This window comes from Microbulbifer maximicatervae (SeqCode) (genome assembly GCF_052466985.1).
Genome location: NZ_CP174298.1, coordinates 1,901,250 through 1,920,730 on the forward strand (window position 1 = coordinate 1,901,250; position 19,481 = coordinate 1,920,730).

Here is a 19,481-nt window from a genome sequence, read left to right on the forward strand (position 1 = left end):
GAGGTAGAGTTTAAAACTTCAAACGGAACTCCGTTTAAAATCCAAATTACCCCTGAAATTTAGCCAGCCCAACAAGGCTGGCACCCCTGCCAACGCCACCAAAAATATCTCTTGGGCCTACCTTTTTTGGGTGGGACTGAGAGGTATGCGGTGAGTGACATATATCCTAGCAAAAACTGCCTGCAGCTCCACCCTGTGAAAACAGCCTTCCTGAGGACACCCAATAGTCATTGCAAATAAGTGCACACTTACATTTAGGATAGAATTTTGAAAGCGCAAGAATGCAAGGCTCAGACATTAATCCAATTGCCAACATAAACAATTCTTTACATAGGAATACATCGCATATTGCAACAATATTTTAAGCCGTAAATCATTAGCGGATTAAAAAACAGGAAACGACGATCATCACGACCAAAAGGTGCTACAAGTCACACTTTTAGCATGCAATCCGTGCTAAATTCAGCGCATTCAAGTCGAGGTCAGCTTGATTGATTGCCAGACCGAAAACGCTGGTAAGCTCGCTGTAGGTAGTATTCCAATCATATATTGTTTTGTGCCAATAGGCTCGATACCCATCAGCAGACAATTAGAAGTATGCCCTCCACAAAAGAAAGTAAATATTTACTTACAGGTCGAGCCTGAAGCAAATAGCGGGAATATAGCGATATTAACAGCAATCGCAAAAATCGATCGTAGCTTAAGGTCAGAAGAGACTCTTCTTCACCTTGATGCAAGCACGAGAAAACGGGCATTGCAACTCTACGAGAGAGACGAAAACTGTAAAAGGACAAAGGAAGTCGTTCTTAAGGTATGTGCACAATAGGGAAAAGGCAGAGACAGGGATATTTTAGGTGACCAAAAGCACTGATAGTCTAATTTTCTTTTTTAGCAAAACACTCACAGCAAAGAAAAAAAATTGACATAAATGTAGGGACGTTTGTTTTGATAGGTTTTACTCAGTATCAAAATAATCCGTACCCGCCATTAAAAAGTGCCTTATCACTTTTAAAAATTTTGATTTTCTGATTTAACAAAAACCCAACGTATCGACAACCTTGTAACCACGGTTATCGGTGCAATCGACGCAACAGCTGACTTTTCTAAACAGAGAGACTTATTTCTATGAGCACTGACAAAAGCAATGACTCCACACCATTTTTAGCGGGCATGAGCGCTGTTGAGCAGCAATCATCTCTTTCGGGCTCAGGCTCCAAGTCAGTGCTGGGTGAAGGTATTAACTTTCGTGGCGAGCTGATCGGCACCGAAGATCTGCACGTGGAAGGTACTGTTGATGGTACCGTGATCATGGTTGGCCACAATCTTTCTGTTGGCACTGGCGGTGCAGTTACTGCCAATATCCACGCAAAAAATATTGTTGTAGAAGGTACCTTGGATGGCGACGCCCTTGCCGATGAGTTGATCGAAATCCGCAACACTGCACAAGTTAATGGCAATCTGATTGCACCGAGAATCAAGCTGGACGACGGCGGTAAATTCCGTGGTTCCATGGACATGGTTGATACCGATTCCGAAATGAAAGAGCGCCACAAGGAATTCTCTGATCGCCTGGTACACCCCGACCTGCCCGCAGCAGAAGAGAAGCCCGCAGCCCGTACTCGCGGCAGCTCTACCTACTCCTCCAGCAGCACTAGCACGAGCGATTCCTCTCGTCTGTCCGACACCAGCGACTACCTCTTCGGCACTAAAGAGACCGAAGAAGAAGCTGAGGAAAGCTAGGAAACCTTCTTAGTTAATCCTCAATATGGGCCCCGGCTAATGCCGGGGCTTTAGTTTTGGTGTGGGAAATATGTTGCAGCATCATTCATTTGGTATTGCTGCTTTGGTGGATGAAGTCATTCAACCAGGTAGTAAAGTTTTAGATTTGGGATGCCTTTCGTTTGGCACCACACAACCTTTATTGGAGCGCTCCTGCCAGACATTTATCGAAGATTTACGCAGTCTGCTACTGGATACTTCTGCCCTCGATAAAGAAGTCAGGGCCGTTAAGCTTTCTGAATATCTCACCAAAAAGCCCCAACGAATCAAGCTTGATGTGGTGCTCTGCTGGGATCTATTCAACTTTATGGAGCCTGAGCTTATTACCAAGCTCATTGAGGAAATCCGACCCCACTTAAAGCCACGTACCATTTTCCATACAATGCTGTACACCGGCACTATGCCCAAGGGGCCCGCGGATTTTAAGCGCCTTTCTGGCTTTACCTTCAATACAGAACCGCTCCACCTGGAAGAACCACTGCCCACCTATAGGTACTCATCCCTGAATTTAATGAAGACTATGGGCAACTTCTCCCTGCGCTCCTCCCTGCTACAAAGAGAGGGGATGCGTAAAGACCTTATCGAATTAATGTTTGAGTATGGCAATGTAAAATCGCCAACTTCAGTAATGGCCAGTGGATCATCAGCAGCGGTATCCGCTTTCCAGAAAAACCGCCTTACTAATATTTCGCTAACCGCTCTGGACACCGCCCTGACTCACATCAAGCGCTCACCGGTCAGCAAAGTTCTGGATATTGGGCAAAAGGCTGGGAGAAATATGGAGCACCTCCAAAGGGAGGTGGGCGAACTGTTTATTTCTGATTTTTACTCATCGCTCGCTTGGCAAACCAGCAGAAAAGTGCCATTTGAAGAAGCCGTTCAGGCCGCGTTGCGACAGGCAACTCTGCCAAAGGATCTCAATTGCATCCTCCTCTGGGACCTTCTCAACTTCTTTTCCACCGAGCAAATACAATCGATCACTAAGGCCCTGTATCAATATCTCAGTGATGGTGGCGTGATGCACTTTTTGCTATTCAAACAAAACAAGCTTCCCGTTAACTGTGGTGTATTTGAAATTCAAAAGTCGGGCCAGGTTGGAACCTATATTCACGCTTCGGGTAGTAAGCAGCCCCAGCTCCGCACGATCACCGATGTTGTGAAATCTCTACCAGAAATGAAAGTACTCAGCCAGGGAACCGGGCGAATACCCAACGGACCTTTTTATCACGAAATAACAATGCAAAAAGTTGTAAAGGATAAATAATGACCCAGTTTTTCTATCACTGGTTAACCAAGTTGTCTGCGGAACAGGTTACCGACACCTTTCTTATGGTCATGCTTGCCATTGGTGCTATAGCCATAATCCTCTACCCTTTAGGCAAGTTTCCCCGCTTTGTAAAGGAAACGCCATCACTACTGACTGCCCTCGGTATTTTAGGTACTTTTATCGGTATCATTATCGGTATCTATGGGTTTGACCTAAACGATATTGACACCTCAATTTCAGAACTGATGCAAGGTCTGGAAACCGCCTTTATGACCAGTATCTTGGGACTCTTCCTGTCCCTGATATTGCGAACTATTTTTCAAATATTCACTAAAGAACAAGCCCCTAAAGCGACAGCGGATGACATACTGCAGGCTATTAATGGTCAGCGCGAAGATCTGGCAAAATTCCAGCGACAGATTAGTGATGAAGTCCTACAGTCACTCACTGCGGTTGTAGAAAAGTTTAATAGCGGCCTGAATGCCCAGATGGGTGAGAACCTACAGCAGTTTACCCAGCAATTGGAGGCCGTATCCCCTGCCCTGCAGGCCCTAATAGATCAGCATCAGCAGCACGCAGAACTCGCAACTATTTACCGCGACCAAACTGCAACTCTTCTCAATGAAATTAATGGTGCTCAGGAAAACCTTCTGCTGTTACACCAGCGTATTACTGAGCTGCCAGAAATTTTCAACGTGATTCCGACCCTGGTAGAGCAGCAGCGCAATCACGCAGAGCAGATATCAATCATGCTGAATGAGCAACAAGCTTCTATTGAAGTTCTACAGCAATCGATCCCCGATATTGCGCCCAAGTTTGAAGCGCTCACCCGAGGAATTGACCAAGCTCAACAGCAACTGGGGGCCCAGGTTTCCAACCTGATCTCCCTGAGTAGGACCCAGGCGGAAGTATTCGACCAAAGAACCAGTAAGGTCGTAGCCCTGGCCGATGTGGTTACCAGTATGGACCCCAACCACTTCTCTAAAGCAATTCACGAGCAGGCTACCAGTCACCGGGAATCCATGGCCGAGCTAGCTCAGTTGATCGCCAAAACTCACAACCAGATGATTACCGAATTGTCACAAGTGATTACTCGCGATCTTAGTAATGCCGATGTCAGTATCAAGCGCCAATATGAACTCCTGGATGAACGTCTGCGCGATGAAGTAGAGAGTGTTATGGCAGCGATGGGCGATGCCCTTGGCACTTTAAGCGGTGAATTCTCCAGAGACTTCCGTCAGCTCATCCAGCAAATGAAGAGAATCGATGCGCAAGCTCAGAGAGTCACTGGAGAGGCGCATGTTTGAAAGCACGCAAGCCAGTAGTGAGTCCAGCGATAGTCAATGGATTAGCCTATCGGACATGATGGCTGGCCTGATGATGGTATTTCTCTGTATTGCCGTCTTTGTAATGCGCTCCCTTATCGACGAACGCGCCAAGATCCGCGAACTCGCAGAGTCTTACCGGGACACCCAGTTGGCCATCTATCAAACTCTGCAACAGGAATTTGCCCACGACTTAACTCGATGGGGAGCGTCTCTGGATAAACAAACCCTGGCCATCTCCTTTAATAACAGTGATGCCTTATTTAAAACCGGCGATTTTACTCTGAGCGACAATGCCCGCGAGATTATGTCCTCCTTTGTACCTCGCTACATCGAAGCACTCACGCCCTATATGGATTCCATTGCCGCAATCCAGATCGAGGGGCACACAAGTTCTGAATGGGGAGATCAATCCGCACCGGAAGCGGGTTATTTCCACAACCTACGACTTTCCCAACAGCGCTCCCGAGCCGTAATGCAATATGCCCATTCATTACTGCCTTCGCAGCAAGCCGTCCTGGTACGGGCCAAGGTAGCAGCTGTCGGTTACTCCTCAGCTCGCCCAGTCTTGGATGAAAATGGGGTAGAAGATCCAGATCGTTCCCGCCGGGTAGCATTCAGGGTAGTTAGAGACTCTGAAAGCCATATCCTGCAAATCCTTGAGGAAGCTCTGTGAACCTCACAAAATTTCAACCCATTCAAAACCGTCAGGCTATCACAGCATTCCCAAGCGCCACACGAGCACTATCAGTACCTTATGTCATTAACGATGGGGATTCATTCTCAGCCGGCAAACGTCCGTTAGCACAGCGCTTGTCTGAAATGCCTGATCGAAACAGCTTAGCCAAAGCCATCCGTACTGGAATGCAACTCGATTCAAGTGATCTGGACAGCGTACCTGTGGCTTGGCGCTACCGGGGTATACCGGTTTTTTTATTTGGCCTAGAACAAAACCCGGACTCTTTTGGTCAAGTCCATATTTACCCCAAGTGCCCAATAGTGAATAACTATAAGGGTCCGGTTTGGATAAGCAGTGACTATAGCGAAGCGCGAAAGGCATTTCCCCAGGATCAACTAAAGCCATGCCCTCACTGCTTACGTCATCTTTACAGCCACAATATTCCCGATGTTGTACACAAAGACCGTTTCGGCAATGTGACCAATATCGACTGGCTGACCTATACCCGATACTTTGCCAGCAATATTTTTAAAAGACACTCTCTCATCTGGAAAAATGGCGAACGCCCCCAAAAAGTTAGTTCTGTATTCACCCCTGAAAATCCGAAATATAAGTGCTCTATCTGCCAATGCGATATCAAAGCCGGTGGATGGGCACTCAACCAAGAGCTTGCAGAAAGTAGCGGTCTCCCCAAAGAGATTTGCTTACTCTGTGCAGAGAGAAGGGCCCGTGCCGTCATACTCGCACCACCCCAGGCCTCACTAAGAGCCGCTACATTGCGCTACGAATCCCTGGCAAAGCAACTGGGTAGTGATCCCCAGGCCTCATGGATGATCGCAGAACAGGTAGTCCCCGCATCCTGGCTACCATTAATACAGAGACTCAAATCCCTAATGGGGCCACCCAAAGTCTTCCAAGTAATCGCGCCCAGGGTATTGGCCGTACTATGCTGGCCAAACCTCGGCCGCGCCATCCTTGCCGATGGTACCAAAGAGGCAAAGATACCAGCCAGTTACTCAGTTTGGAGAAAAGCTCAGATTGAGCGGGAATTAGGACTTAGCAACTAGATATATTAAAGTGCTGCCTCCGGGCAGCTTATTTTTGTTACTTATCGGCCAAACTGGCAACTCTATTTCATCTTGTAGCTCTCTACATCACTAGAACAACCCAGATTAAAATCTATTCTCTTCTACCCCACCGAGAATTAGCACCTCCTCCATTTATGGATCCAACAAAACCATTCCAAGAACCTCAAGACTTTTGACCAAAAATGCGGTTACAAATAAGCCACAAAAAAAATTAAACTTTTTAGCTCGGAGTGCCGTAAGGGAATACAGTATTAGATAATGTGATCACACTGCCCCTTCATTCTTTACACATGTAGAAGATTTTCTACTATAGATTACTTTTTTTCACAAAAGCTATCCCTATAGAAAAGAACCAATAGAAAACCAGAAAAAACACAATTAGCCCAAAATATCTATCACAGAAGAACCGATTTTAAAGACCAAAAAATCTACCCTAGAAATCATACTCGATACGACCATCTCCAAGATTGCCAATATTAATAAAAACTACACTACAGGACATTAAAAGGGAACCTACCTCACAAAGGACACAAACCCCAGAGCAATAAACACCCCCGAAAGAAATAACTCACAAACTAAGACAAAATTTGGAAAGGTGTTGCATTTATTTCTTGAACCTAAATTTCATGAAGAGTAACTTGATTAGCAATACATGCATTACAAAAACCGAAACATGATAACTCCTGCTTTTGCAGTTGTGTCCAAGCCAAATAAAAAGGTACTACTCGACGATAAATACACCGAGCACATTCGACGCTAAACCAGTCGTTCTATAGCAAGATGGAGATATAAAATGCCAGTAAACAATATAACCCTGCAAGACGCAAAGGCTCGTGTTCGCGCCACATTGCAAGCCGGAGGGCTAGTGATTATCCAAGAGCCGCACAATGATGTACCTCACGGTTTCTCCTTTGCAGCTGAAGCTATAGCTGATAATAGCGATCAGCCTCACTCATTGTTCGTCGAAGCACCGCATGAAATAAAAGCTGCAGGAACTCTCTCCGCTTACCCCAATAGGATAAAAGACTATTTCGCGGGTGGCGTAACTGACACTGAAACATCAGCGCTATTAATCAATATAGCTTTTCGGAAAAGTTGGGATATAGCCTGTGTGGATTCATGGAGAGGAAATGGAGAGTGGAAATCTTCAGAAAAACGTCAAAAGGGAATAGCAAGAAGAATTATCCACCACTTTAATATAGGCGGACGCCCAGGAGGAATAATCCCTATAGGCTCTGCGCATGTCACAGGGTTAAGAATGGGAAGAAACATGATTGGAGGCCGACGTGTTGCTCGTACTATAAGCACTCTTTCAAACCAAATCCCCGATGATCAAGCCATTAACTATCAGGGTTACTGGGGATTGGGAAGGTATATTGCCGGACGGAACTTACAAATGTATAAATTCACAGCTACCGGAGATTATTCCCATATCAGTGCACCGAATGTTTCTCGAGACCTGCACATTCAGTTTGTCCCTCGCGACAGAATTTTTCGAGCTCGAAATCTTGCCATCTAGAAATCCCAAAAGCTCTTGCTTTTGTAATGCTTAACATTCATCTGATCCCAGATGATAAACTCAGCCATGATCCAAATTTTCATTTTCCGTCAGCAATCACCATCTACCCGAATTGCTGACGGGCTTCTCTCACAATGACGCCATTTCTAATAGATAATAAATATAACCTTCATAGGTCGCATACACTAAAGAATCAAACTCCAAAAGAAAGATTATTGAGAAAATACTGTTAGCATATATTCCAGTCAACACCCTAAAGTAAGGAAAGATTATTACTAAGGGATATCAAAGTTGACTTGAAATTGAACAAAGGATGCCCAGATCAATACGATTATCAGGTGGCTGTTATAGCCTATAATTCTTCGAGCAGAAAGACCTCACAAAACACCCTTCTCTAGCACTTACCTGAAAATCATTACGAACAATATTTAAAACAACCATTTGGCAACAATGTACCGAAACCCTTCATTGCATCGAAGCCTCAGAGTATACCAATCGACATAAAATGTCTGTATAAATACAGATCCAGCACTTGCTTTATAAAATCATTCGGGCTTATTAAAATGCATATAGGATATAATAAAACTCTACCAAGAATTCTCCTGGCAGTCACGCTTCTAATGTCACCCTTTATTGCACATGCCGACGATTCGTTACAAGAGTTTCTCGAACAAATACTTACTAATGCCCGAGATAGCAACAACCTTCCAGCAGTCGGTGTACTAGTTCAAATCGATGGCGAAATCGCTGCTATGGCGGTAGACGGAGTTCGCGCACAGGGCCATAATGAAATAGTAACTATCAATGATCGCTGGCACATAGGTTCTAACACCAAAGCGATTACAGCAACAATGGTAGCGCGCTTAGTCGAGCAGGGTATATTACAATTTGAGGATACACTAGCTAACTCATTTCCCTCTTTTGCAAAAGATATAGACCCCGCTTACCGTAATATTACGATCACACAATTGCTCAGTCACACTGCCGGCCTACCCCCTTTATCCAGCTGGTATGAGCTTCCTACATTAATGAAAGTAATCGAGCCGGAACACAGTATTCGAGCGCAACGCATGGCAGTAGCACGCCATTACCTCACTATACCTCCCAGCTCCGAGGCTGGCTCAGCTGAATATTCTAATCTCGGCTTTATCATTGCTGGGGCTATCGCCGAAGCTCGAACAGACAAGACCTGGGAAGTTCTCATCAAGGAGCAGATCTTTGCTCCACTTGGTATCAAGAATGCGGGTTTTGCAGCTCCCGGCTCTTCGACCACATTAGATCAACCACGTGGCCATAAAAAATCCTGGCTGGGCAAGTTCACCCCGCTAGATCCTGCCGACAAAAATAGTGATAACCCACAAGTAATGGGTCCCGCAGGAACTATCAATATATCACTCCAGGATTGGACTCTTTTTTTAGAAGATCAACTCAATGGCGTACATGGTCGCGGTAAATTGCTAAAGACTGAAACCTATCGCAAGTTACATTCACCGGTGACAGGCAATTACGCTCTCGGGTGGGGCGCAGTGTACGACTCTGAGTTATCACTTCTTGCGCATACTGGCAGTAATGGATATTGGTTTACTGATGTGCGCATCATGCCCAAGCATGACATAATTTTTCTAATTGCTATAAATGCAGGGCACAAGACTGCGGAAAAGTCGATGAAAGATATCCGCAAGCACCTTACAAAACGTTTGAAACCATTTGAGTGATCCATTGGAGTAAGCGGGCTTGATTGTTCAGGTCCGCAGCAGTTTCTCACTCTCTCCTCCTATAGACGTCCATATTTTGTGAAAAATAGCAGCCGCATTAAAGAAAGTCGCCCACCTTTAAATATATTAAAATAAACAATTCTGAAAATTAATTTTAAAAAACCACACCTCAGATCCTTAAACAGAATAAGCCAGCATAATTATCAACCCATACGGACACATAGTAAGATCCTATTAACAACTAGTGGGCCAGCTTAAATTTAGCAAACACCGAAATTCGATTCAAAAAGGATTTAACACCAAAATATAGAGATACCTCCTTGTAAACAATGGTGTGATTGGCCATTATTGAACTACCGCTGAGTAATAAGGCACAAGTAAGTAGCGGCCTGTGAATTGACTCTCTATATTCTGACTAGAATAGAAAACCATCGAAACCAGACAAAAATACTAACATTACTGACGAAAACAGCTATTAAAAAGCTCCACCCTAGGCAATCAATGTTGCGCCTGGTATAACCTACAAAAATAGATAATACTCATGAAAAAGCTGATTTTCTTTCTACTATTTTCTAGCTATGCAAATGGAACATCTATAGAGCCTGCAACACTGGAACAGCTTCTAGAAAGCACCGATCACGTTCTACATGTTCTGGTTCAAAAGGTAGATATGATCACCTCAAGCGGAGAAGTTACCTTTAATCCAGATGGGAGAACCAGTCCTTTATCAGGGAATAAGATTAGGCTCCATGTTAAATTGATGCCAAATGGTGTAATTAAAAGCAACCTTGATCATGTCCCCCCGGAATTTTACGTAGAACTTTGGGAAATGTGGCACTATCAACTCGGTAATATCCAAGGGTCATCATTAGGCGAAGAATTTATTTTTCTGCTGAGAGGTCCAGACTTAAACAAGGTATACCCCCGGTATTTTATGAGGAAAACAGATGAAAAACCTAACATTATTGAACTACTAAAGAAGCTATCTGACTAATTAATACTACCTCTAAATTCACCCTTAAGTTTTCAGTCAGTATGAAAGTCTCAGTATAATATTTAGACACTAGATTCTGTATACTCTATTCTAAATATCGCGAAGGGAGGCAACATATAGCTTCTCGGATACTCTTGAATACCCTGCCACTTTCTCCAGCAACACCAAAAAGGAGTACATGTTTTGAAATTAATCACAGGCACTGATTCCACCTGGTCCTTAAGAGTCTGGATATGCGCCCAAATCGCAGGCCTTGACATTGAGATCAAAGCCATAGACCTCTCCAGCCCTAACTACAAAAACGAAGTACTTAAATATTCCCAAGCTGGACTTGTACCTGTATTATTGCTTGAAGATACTTACATTCATGATTCACTGGCAATCGCTGAGTATTTTAATGAGCTCTCCAAAGGCATCTTGTACCCTTCATCAAATATTGAGCGAGCACAATCAAGAAGCCTATGTGCTGAACTTCACTCCGGTTTTATCGCCTTAAGAAGCAACTGCCCTTTCACTTTAGATAAAAGCAACTCCTCTCCAGATATGAACCCTGGAATTCAGGCTGAGTTAAAAAGGATTGAAGATATTTTCTCGAAAGCAAAACTGCCCTTCATGTTCGGCTCTGCTGGGGCTGTAGACGCATTTTACGCAATACTCGCTTATAGACTATATGTTTATAATATCTCATTAAGCGAGAAAGCTACCAAATACCAGCAAAGTCTTTTGGAATGGCCAATCTTGCAGCAAGCAATTGACCTGGCTGCAGAGTGGAGAAACTCATAATTAAAGCTGTCACCAAATGTCGCTTTGGAACTTTCTTATCAACTCATCGATTACAAGGTTGGCTGTAGCCAGCCTTGTATTTACAACAGCATCAACACGGCGAAAATTTGTAAGTTATTTACCTAATTTGCCATAATCACTAATAAGGCAATCAATCTTAAAGGGCCTCGGATAAGATACATGCTTATATCCAGCCTACACTTGAGTACTGAGCAAGCAAGAAGCGCCACATCTCAAACTACTTGGCTAGCCATTATCAGCCTCCTCTTAGGCGCAGCCTGTATTCAGTTAGTTATCATGCGCTTTTTTAATGGGCAAATGGCACCGGATGTCTTCGCAAGTTTATTACATCAGCTTGTACAGACTAAGGGCACACCTTCACTTGTCAAATCACTGGTCAGCTACCTTATCCCCTACTCAGCTTTTATGACCTATACACTCCACCTGGCACTATTGCTTGCTGGGACCCTCTTGATATTGCGTGTTTTTATTGTTTTGGGCGCGACACTCATGTTTTTCGGCTTTATCTTGCTGTGGGGGTTGACTTACATGGGAGAAAACAGCTGGTACTTCGAGTTATTGTCACCTGCGTTATTTGCCTTAATCTTGGCAGTTAGCATTTACAAGCTCCATAAAGACTCTCAATACAATTTTCGTTCTCGGCTTTTAGGCGCGGTGATAGCACCGAGAGTAAGCCTATTAACCTGGGGTTGTGCGATTGTTGTAGCATCTGCTCTCTTATTTGGGGTCTTTACTATGTCACGCAATGGTGGCGATTACGCATTCACTGTAAGCGTCCTATCCAGCATTACCATTGCCATTTTATCTATAGCTTCAAAGTATTTAGACAAGTATCGAAATACTCCCCCCAAACAGAATTCAACTCAAATAGTAGGGCGCTGGATTGATCTTTTTACCTTCACCATCGGGGTAATGTTAGTCTTTCAGGTTTTTGAGGATGGGCTATTAAATTGGTTTACTGTAGAAGGGTACCAAGGTCTCATTAACTCCTATGTCGAATACGGGAATACACCGTATTGGTATCGGGGAGCCTTGGCTTGGGTAGCGGATCACGCCGAGATCTTTATGCCAACCCAGAGACTATTCGAGACCTTTGCTGCAATCTGTATGGTAATTTTAGTATTTCGATTTCCAGTTGTACTACTGGCGACCGGTCTCTTTGCCATCCTCTCTTTTACAGAAATTGGAGTTACGAATGCTTGGCCTCCCGCTCCAGGCAAGCCTCCCGCCTGGGTATTTGAACTACTGCTTACAACATTGGTTAGCTTTACCTGCGGTCTCTATTACTTACTAGATGCTATTGCGCACAAATCCTGGAAGCATTGGATATTGGGTCCCAAAACATTTGACTCAATATCAGATTTCAATAAATGTTTTTTATTTATTTTCTTACTTATTATCGAAGTAATTATATTTTCCTCCACGCCCATACAAGAGGAGACCAAATTCATTGCACTACACTTCTCAGTACTGTCACTTATTCCTTTATTCTTCATTATGATAATTCTGGATAAATACCGAGCAATCACACCCAATAAAGATTTTTATACCAACCCAAACGGGAAAAATCATAACCAACTACCGTAAGCTCCCACCTGCTTTGGCTTTAAGCAATTAACCCTATAAAACGGACGTTTGTGCAACTTATATGGCCGGCAATATTGCAGTAACAACTAATAGGAGTAATTCCACGGTACAATGTGGGCATAAGCGAATATTGGTAGCCGAAGCCCCTTCGCCTACGAGCTTCCTCTGATAACATTATAGAAATTTTATTGGGTTAATTTGCGTCATGAAGACTCTTCATCTGGTAATTTTATTTAGCATCCTGTCTATTTTTTCTACTTATGTGGCAGCAGAGAGAATCAAGATCGACAACTCTCTCACTATCCACTACGAACAAGCGGGTAATGGCGATACGACAATCATCTTTATTCCCGGCTGGATGATGTCTACAAAGGTTTTCGAGCATCAACTTGCCCATTTCAAGGACTCCACCCAGTATCGCGCGCTAGCTTATGACCCCCGTGGCCAGGGCATGTCATCCAAGCCTGTTGAGGGCCATACTTATCAGCAACACGCTCGAGACTTAGCTGCACTGATTGACAAGCTGGGGCTTGATAGCGTGATTCTCGCGGGTTGGTCCTATGGAGTGACCGAGCAACTGGCCTATCTCAACCAGTTCGGCACTGACAAGATAAAAGCCATGATTATGATCGACACTGGCCCGGATATTTCTGGGGCCAGCCGGGACGAGTGGGTCTGGTATCTGAATGATGATTCAGACGGATACTCGCGCTCATTCACTGAGGGGATTATTGAGGATCGCGAAAATGTGATTGCAGAGTTCGTCAAATGGATGCTTGAAAATTCCACTGCAGAAAATATTGCCTGGGTGTCTAATATCGCCAATCAAACCTCTAGCAGCGTCGCCGCAATTACCAACGCTACTGGTTTTTACCTCGACTACAGCAAAGACCTTATCGGCCTTGAAGGGAAGATTCCCATGCTATATGTGGTACGAAATGAAGCTAAGGAAGTGGCTGACAAATGGATCAAAGCTAATACCCCTTCCGCCACTACCGCTTATATGGGAAAGCATATGATGTTTTGGGAGAGGCCCGATGAATTCAATGCAGTGGTCGATCAATTTCTGGAGAATATAGAAACTAAGTAGCATTCACTATTTTGTTAAACTTAGGGCAGACTGACTTCAGCCTGCCCTAAGCTTTAAGTCTGCAGGCCCTACTTCTTCGACTTACCCCCGCTCAACAAGGCGTATCTCCTAGTTAAGGCACTTGACATCTAAAGGGTCAATAAATAGATTTAAGTCATATAACAATAAATTGGCAACTTCTTTCGGCACAAACATCGGTGCACGTCGACACGAGTACCCTCTACTGAAAATACCTGACAAGCAGGCAAAAGCAGCTTTCTTCAACCAGTTTTAGCTGGTTAATTTAACCCGAACTTTAGTATTACACCCTAAAATAATACCTACATGGAGAGTGGAAAATGAGAGTTCTATTTTTAGCCTTGATAAGTGTTTGTTCGCTGATAGCAAATGCTTCAGATTTTATTCTCGCACAAAAGACGGAAATCAAATCAGATTTTCTTGGTGAAAACCGAACCATCTTGGTGAAACTTCCCGAACAATATAAGGATAATGACAGAGAATATCCTGTACTTTACGTATTACATGCTCAGTGGGACATGCTTTCTACCTTATCTACTGTCGATTTACTTGAAGGCCAAGTGCCCAATTTTATCGTGATTGGTGTAGAAGGAATGGGCAAGGAGTTGCGCCCGGATCAAGGTAAATCGACAGCATTTTCTCAGTTCCTAGCGAACGAAGTTGTGCACTATGTCAATACAAACTATCGAACCGCAGATTTTAGTATTTTGTCTGGGCACTCCAACTCTGGCCGCTTCGTACTGGACTACTGGCTAAACGACAGAGCACCATTTTCACAGTACTTTGCTTTTAGCCCATCATTAGAGGATAAATATATAACCGGGCGAGTTTCCAATTTAGCACCTAAACAACTCAAAGGGCTTCCCCCGCTGACCGTAACCATCGCTAACGAAGGGAAGCATATTCAAGTCCCATTTGACGAATTGAGCCAAACTCTCGCAAATGTACCGGGCGCAACCTTTTCCTTCCAGAAATTCCCAGAGCAATCCCACAGAACGACTAAACATCACTCTATGCAATTTGCCCTTCAACACACCTTTACAGGGTGGGAACCTACTTACGAACTTAAAGTAAGTGGGTTTGATGGACTGACAAATCACTACCGTAATTTATCAGATAAATTTGGCTTCAAAGTAGTTATTCCCACCAATACCCTGCAACGCTTGATGGCCCACCATGCCATTTCCGACTCTGAAAACGCAGCTAGCGAATTGGAACTCCATATCGCATACACCATTAAAGAAATTTCGAGCGGGATCAATGCCACAGTCGAGACAGCAGACTATCTGCTGAACAATGGCTATGAAGAGGCGGGGGAAGCCATATTGAAAGAGATGTGCAACCAGGCTGAAGAGCACGCTCGCTGCAAAGGCTGACAAAATCTACTCGAAGGCCAGACACACTCTTAATGTGAAGCGAGTCCACTAAAACTTTAAGTAAAGCTTGCAAAGTAAAAAAGGAAGCTGCCCGCCCTATCATGATTTAGGCGCGGGCTTCCATAAAGGCAGGCTCTCGTTAGCGGCGTGCGGCGAAAATGCCACCGGTCATTACCGCTAAAGAAGATAAAAGTCCAACACCTACCAAGCTATACAAGCTAATGGATTGCTTGGCCATCTCGGCAACTACCTCACTGAAGGGGAACTGCCAGGCAATGATCCCTAAAGCAGCTGTTACCGCGATATACTGAGAGTAACTGGAACGACGCTTTGAGCGTTTAGACTGCACAGGGAGCGCGGCCATTACGCGGTCACAAAAACCATCGTTATCCAAATGGGGCTCATTGAACTGGAGCTGTTCACTTAGCCAGGCGTCAAACTCCCGGTCGTTGCCCTCTAAAGCCATTTCACTCAAGGCGTTACCTTTCGTGTTGCGCTGTTCAAAGTTAACCATTTACCACCTCCTCACGCCAGGGCTGTAGCAAGCTACGCAGCTTGGCCCGAGCACGGTTGACATGGGATTTTACCGTACCAAGCGGCAATTTCATAATACTTGCCGCCTCCTCGTGAGAAAAGCCCCTGTGCATACACAGATGGATTGCTTGCCGTTGCGGGCCACTCAGGGTATCTATCGCGGCAGTGAGGTCCCTAGCCATCCCTAACTGCCGGGATTCTTCAATAGCCTCATCGGCCTGAGCCCTATCCACTGCCTCTTGATCCACATCGGGCATATTCTTACGCTTGTGGCTCATGACGAGATTATAGGCGATACGGTACAGCCAGGTGCTGAAGCGGGCATCCCCCCTGAACGCCGGCAACGCCTTATAGGCCTTAATAAAGGCCTCCTGCGCCATATCGTCTGCCAGACCCTGGTCACCATCACACAGCTGTCGGAGCGAGTATCGCAGCTGAGATTGATAGCGACGAACCAGCTGGGCGTATGCCCGCTGGTCCCCGTCTTTGACGGCCCGCCTGATTAATTCCTCGTCATTGAGGTCCATACTCGCCTTTCCTACACCTGCTTGTTATCAAGCTTCCAGTTCACATAGCGAGCCACACCGATAAACAGAGGGATCAAGCCGAGACTACCTACTCCAATACCCGCAAGAGCTGAGAGGGAGAGGAATACAGCAGCGCCTATTGCAATCAGGTTGATACCGCGATCATTGGAGCTATTTGGCTCTCTCTCATCCAAAAGATCTATTAGCTCCGGGGGCACATCCCGACCATCAGCAACCATCTGGTTGATATTACTCATTACCAGTTGTTTCTTGCGATAGCTACTGCGTGTCACTAGCCACACAATAAACACTGGCATGCCAAATACACAGAGCAGCGCTACTATTGGGATTACAGATGAGTCGTCACTTCCAGAGTGGTGTGAGTCATGGTGATCCCAGTGCCTACCCCGGTAGTCACGACTTTCCGATAACCTGATTCTGACATTGTCCGGTACGCTATTCAGGGTATCTTCGGTAACCTTTCCGTCTACATCCAGAATGCCCTTGCTTTTCAGCCGTTCGATAATTTCCTGGCTTAGGGGGCCGCCAAAGTCCTGCCCCAAGTCAACCCGAACTTCACTTTTCTCACCATTCTCGCCTTCGGATTTGATCGTGAGAACACCATCTTCACGCAATATACGGACGCGGGTTTCAGATTCGGAGGCCTCCACACCTGGCGGCGGCGGGGGCTCAGGGACAAATGAGTCCTCCTCCTGGGCCCAGCTGCCCATGCTTATGCTGGATGCCGCAATGGCCACCCAACAGCAGATGACTGCCTGGAATGATTGTTTGTTTCTCGCTCTCATTACTTACTCTCTAATCATTTTCGTTATCAGTGGTGTGAACCGTCATTGGGGGGGGTGACCTACATCACCATCATTCGAGCCTTGGAGTAGGGGTAAGCCATTCCTCCTCGGGGCTCTTTTTCCTCAGCAATACGCACTGGAGGTAGCCGGTTAACTTCCTCACTCTTATCAGTGCACTCACCAAGCTTTTTAAGTATTTGCTGATCAATTTTCTGGGTGAGCTCTCGGTGAATCCCATCCTGGGAAAGCGTCAGCTCGGAGGCATTAACCTGACCCACTTGCAGAGCCGCAACTACCAGAGATAGCGCGACGCAAAATTGTACCTTTTTAGTTGATCTCGCAGTAAACATTGTGATCTCCCGATTTTCCCTTGTACGCCACTATGACGATTCGGGTAGCCCAGTTGGATGCAGCTGTATAATTTTTTTTACGCCAACACTTGGAACCACCTTCTAATGGTCATCACTGGGCTGGAACGATCGGATAAACTCGGAACACAATACGGAATGAGAACTTCGATATGACAACCCCTAATGATGTCCTGGTTTTTTGGTTTGGCAGCACTGATATTCGTGGCAACTCTGTTGCTGCGGAGAAGCAGGGTTTATGGTTTGCCGCTACTCCGGAAGTGGACGCCGACATCAAGGCAAGATTTGGAGCTATTGCCGAGTCAGCGCAGCGTGGAGAGCTGGACCGTTGGCAGCAAGCTTTGGAAGGCGAACTCGCCTTGCTACTGGTTTGTGACCAATTATCCAGAAACATTTACCGGGGCAGCCGCCAGGCATTCGCTGCAGACTCCCGGGCTCTGGCAATTACGATGTCACTGATTCAGCGCGGAGAGGCCCCGAATCTTGGGCTCTACCAGCAGGTATTCCTGGGCATGCCGCTAGAGCACAGCGAAGATCTCGTGACCCAGCAACACTCGGTAGACTACTTTCGGCAGTTGCAGCAAACCTTCGCAGAAGACAAAATTGCCTCGCCCTATCTCGACACTCATTATCGATACGCCCTTGCCCATCAAGAGGTCATCGAGCGATTTGGGCGCTTCCCTCACCGCAATGCGGCTTTGGGTCGCACTTCCACTCAAGCAGAAAAAGAATGGCTGGCTCAAGGGGGCGGCTTTAAATAATGGATTTAATCAGTTGGTTATCTCTCGCGGGGATCTGTGCCCTCGGCGCTATGTCTCCGGGACCGAGTCTTCTTATCGTCTTACGCAGCGCCTCCTCAGGCCTACAGCAAGGCCTGGCCAGTGCTATTGCTCACGGAGCCGGGGTCGCTATATACGCAATTCTTACCGCATTTGGCCTGGCAGTGCTGATTACTAGCTCTCCTCTTCTATTTAACATTCTGCAGTGGGCCGGTGCAGCAATGCTGGTCTACCTGGGCTGGAAAGCCCTCAGTGCCCCCGCACCGGGTACCAGTACTGCAACCGTACAACCTCCACACCAGAGCCTGAAGCGCTCTATCGCTCAAGGTTTTGGTGTTGCCTTCTTCAACCCCAAGATCGCCGTATTTTTCACCGCCCTATTCAGCCAGTTTGTGTCAGAACAGCAAGCCCTGAGCACCAAGCTGGGCATGGCGGCGCTGGTTTCAGGAGTGGATGCAATTTGGTACTGCATCGTTGCCCTGGCGGTTCACGCCAGCCGTAAACGCCAGCTGGTCAGCAAGCATATTGGCCATCGCATCCAACAGGTTTTCGGGATCTTACTGATAGGACTGGCTGCCCGGCTGATCCTTAGCATCTAAAGCCACAGGCCTGCAGAAACCTTCACTACCTCAGTTTCACCACACCCCAATAAAAAACAGGCCCGCAAGCGGGCCTGTTAAATGATGTGAAGACAGCCAGTCGCCCCGGGGGGAATGCGTCTGGCTGTATGCACATTATGACAGTGTTCACGCTTAATGGCGGACCAATCATCGCACCTGCTGGTCTTTTGACCGCATAGAGCCCTTTCTTCACCCCATCGTTGACACTGAATATTTATACAGTTAGGGTAGCGGCATACAAACTAAGTGGACAGTCTAATAGACGATTGGGAGGCACACGATGGCCGTAGTAGCTGTTTGGAAATGCGATAGAGACGGAGCAATGTTCGACAACAAAAAAGACGCTGAAGAACACGATAAGATGCTGGAACTCGCAGCTAATATCACGTCGCTGATTGAGCGCCACATCGACAGCATTGATGAGCAAGTGGGCGAAGAGATCGGCCTGCTGTTGGCCAAACGCCGCGATGCCCTGGCTAAAGCCTGTAAAGGGAAGCCTGAAGTACTACTCGAAGAAGACGAAAACATGGTGCAGGAGAGCGAAGATGATCGCGTAACTCCGCTCGCCGCCAATCAGTAAACGCTTATAGATTCATCCCTGTACTC

Annotated in this window: 19 protein-coding genes; 15 read left to right on the forward strand and 4 right to left on the reverse strand. The window is 45.9% G+C overall.

Annotation, left to right across the window (positions count from 1 at the left end):
• The first annotated feature begins 1,125 nt into the window (after positions 1-1,125).
• The 12 genes from ACJJI3_RS08205 (at position 1,126) to ACJJI3_RS08260 (ending at position 15,241) form a co-directional block, all read left to right on the forward strand.
• Positions 1,126-1,740: a bactofilin family protein gene (locus ACJJI3_RS08205; protein WP_444912678.1), complete on the forward strand. Its 615-nt coding sequence runs from the start codon at positions 1,126-1,128 to the stop codon at positions 1,738-1,740.
• Positions 1,741-1,810: 70 nt separating this feature from the next.
• On the forward strand, positions 1,811-3,043 hold the full coding sequence (locus tag ACJJI3_RS08210; RefSeq protein WP_444927415.1) for a class I SAM-dependent methyltransferase: 1,233 nt from the start codon (positions 1,811-1,813) through the stop codon (positions 3,041-3,043).
• Positions 3,043-4,353, forward strand: a complete 1,311-nt coding sequence (locus ACJJI3_RS08215; protein WP_413665221.1) for a MotA/TolQ/ExbB proton channel family protein — start codon at positions 3,043-3,045, stop codon at positions 4,351-4,353. The genes ACJJI3_RS08210 and ACJJI3_RS08215 overlap by 1 nt, the downstream gene beginning before the upstream one ends.
• Complete coding sequence (locus ACJJI3_RS08220; protein ID WP_444942122.1) at positions 4,346-5,047, forward strand: OmpA/MotB family protein; 702 nt, start codon at positions 4,346-4,348, stop codon at positions 5,045-5,047. Before ACJJI3_RS08215 ends, ACJJI3_RS08220 begins: the two co-directional genes overlap by 8 nt.
• The gene (locus ACJJI3_RS08225; protein WP_444942123.1) at positions 5,044-6,117 is read left to right on the forward strand and encodes a hypothetical protein; all 1,074 of its coding nucleotides are present in this window, start codon (positions 5,044-5,046) and stop codon (positions 6,115-6,117) included. The genes ACJJI3_RS08220 and ACJJI3_RS08225 overlap by 4 nt, the downstream gene beginning before the upstream one ends.
• Positions 6,118-6,931: 814 nt before the next feature.
• On the forward strand, positions 6,932-7,657 hold the full coding sequence (locus tag ACJJI3_RS08230) for a hypothetical protein (RefSeq protein ID WP_444942124.1): 726 nt from the start codon (positions 6,932-6,934) through the stop codon (positions 7,655-7,657).
• A gap of 620 nt (positions 7,658-8,277) precedes the next feature.
• Complete coding sequence (locus tag ACJJI3_RS08235; protein WP_444942125.1) at positions 8,278-9,372, forward strand: serine hydrolase domain-containing protein; 1,095 nt, start codon at positions 8,278-8,280, stop codon at positions 9,370-9,372.
• A 541-nt stretch (positions 9,373-9,913) separates the two neighbouring features.
• Complete coding sequence (locus ACJJI3_RS08240) at positions 9,914-10,366, forward strand: hypothetical protein (RefSeq protein ID WP_444942126.1); 453 nt, start codon at positions 9,914-9,916, stop codon at positions 10,364-10,366.
• Positions 10,367-10,549: 183 nt separating this feature from the next.
• Entirely contained in the window at positions 10,550-11,149 is a 600-nt protein-coding gene (locus ACJJI3_RS08245) for a glutathione S-transferase N-terminal domain-containing protein (RefSeq protein WP_444942127.1), read from the forward strand.
• Between the two features lie 180 nt (positions 11,150-11,329).
• Positions 11,330-12,757, forward strand: coding sequence for a hypothetical protein (locus ACJJI3_RS08250; protein ID WP_444942128.1), 1,428 nt, complete (start codon positions 11,330-11,332; stop codon positions 12,755-12,757).
• Between the two features lie 205 nt (positions 12,758-12,962).
• On the forward strand, positions 12,963-13,847 hold the full coding sequence (locus tag ACJJI3_RS08255; protein WP_444942129.1) for an alpha/beta fold hydrolase: 885 nt from the start codon (positions 12,963-12,965) through the stop codon (positions 13,845-13,847).
• A gap of 338 nt (positions 13,848-14,185) precedes the next feature.
• Entirely contained in the window at positions 14,186-15,241 is a 1,056-nt protein-coding gene (locus tag ACJJI3_RS08260) for an alpha/beta hydrolase (protein ID WP_444942130.1), read from the forward strand.
• Positions 15,242-15,380: 139 nt separating this feature from the next.
• Here ACJJI3_RS08260 and ACJJI3_RS08265 read toward each other — a convergent pair whose 3' ends face one another.
• Genes ACJJI3_RS08265 through ACJJI3_RS08280 form a run of 4 tightly spaced genes read right to left on the reverse strand, consistent with a single transcriptional unit; the run spans position 15,381 to position 17,458 of the window.
• Complete coding sequence (locus ACJJI3_RS08265) at positions 15,381-15,755, reverse strand: hypothetical protein (RefSeq protein WP_444942131.1); 375 nt, start codon at positions 15,753-15,755, stop codon at positions 15,381-15,383.
• On the reverse strand, positions 15,748-16,302 hold the full coding sequence (locus ACJJI3_RS08270; RefSeq protein WP_444942132.1) for an RNA polymerase sigma factor: 555 nt from the start codon (positions 16,300-16,302) through the stop codon (positions 15,748-15,750). Before ACJJI3_RS08270 ends, ACJJI3_RS08265 begins: the two co-directional genes overlap by 8 nt.
• Positions 16,303-16,313: 11 nt before the next feature.
• Positions 16,314-17,108: a DUF6249 domain-containing protein gene (locus ACJJI3_RS08275; protein WP_444942133.1), complete on the reverse strand. Its 795-nt coding sequence runs from the start codon at positions 17,106-17,108 to the stop codon at positions 16,314-16,316.
• A 59-nt stretch (positions 17,109-17,167) separates the two neighbouring features.
• Positions 17,168-17,458, reverse strand: coding sequence for a hypothetical protein (locus tag ACJJI3_RS08280; protein WP_413665209.1), 291 nt, complete (start codon positions 17,456-17,458; stop codon positions 17,168-17,170).
• Positions 17,459-17,628: 170 nt separating this feature from the next.
• Between ACJJI3_RS08280 and ACJJI3_RS08285 the strand changes: the two genes are divergently transcribed.
• From ACJJI3_RS08285 to ACJJI3_RS08295, 3 genes are all read left to right on the forward strand, one after another.
• A complete protein-coding gene (locus tag ACJJI3_RS08285; protein WP_444942134.1) occupies positions 17,629-18,237 on the forward strand; it encodes a DUF924 family protein in 609 nt (202 codons plus the stop codon).
• Positions 18,237-18,854 carry a LysE family translocator gene (locus ACJJI3_RS08290; protein WP_444942135.1) on the forward strand — a complete coding sequence of 206 codons (618 nt, stop codon included), beginning with the start codon at positions 18,237-18,239 and terminating at the stop codon, positions 18,852-18,854. Before ACJJI3_RS08285 ends, ACJJI3_RS08290 begins: the two co-directional genes overlap by 1 nt.
• Before the next feature lie 301 nt (positions 18,855-19,155).
• Positions 19,156-19,455 (forward strand): YebG family protein, encoded by a 300-nt coding sequence (locus tag ACJJI3_RS08295; protein ID WP_108732704.1) that lies wholly within the window; start codon positions 19,156-19,158, stop codon positions 19,453-19,455.
• Positions 19,456-19,481: the final 26 nt, after the last annotated feature.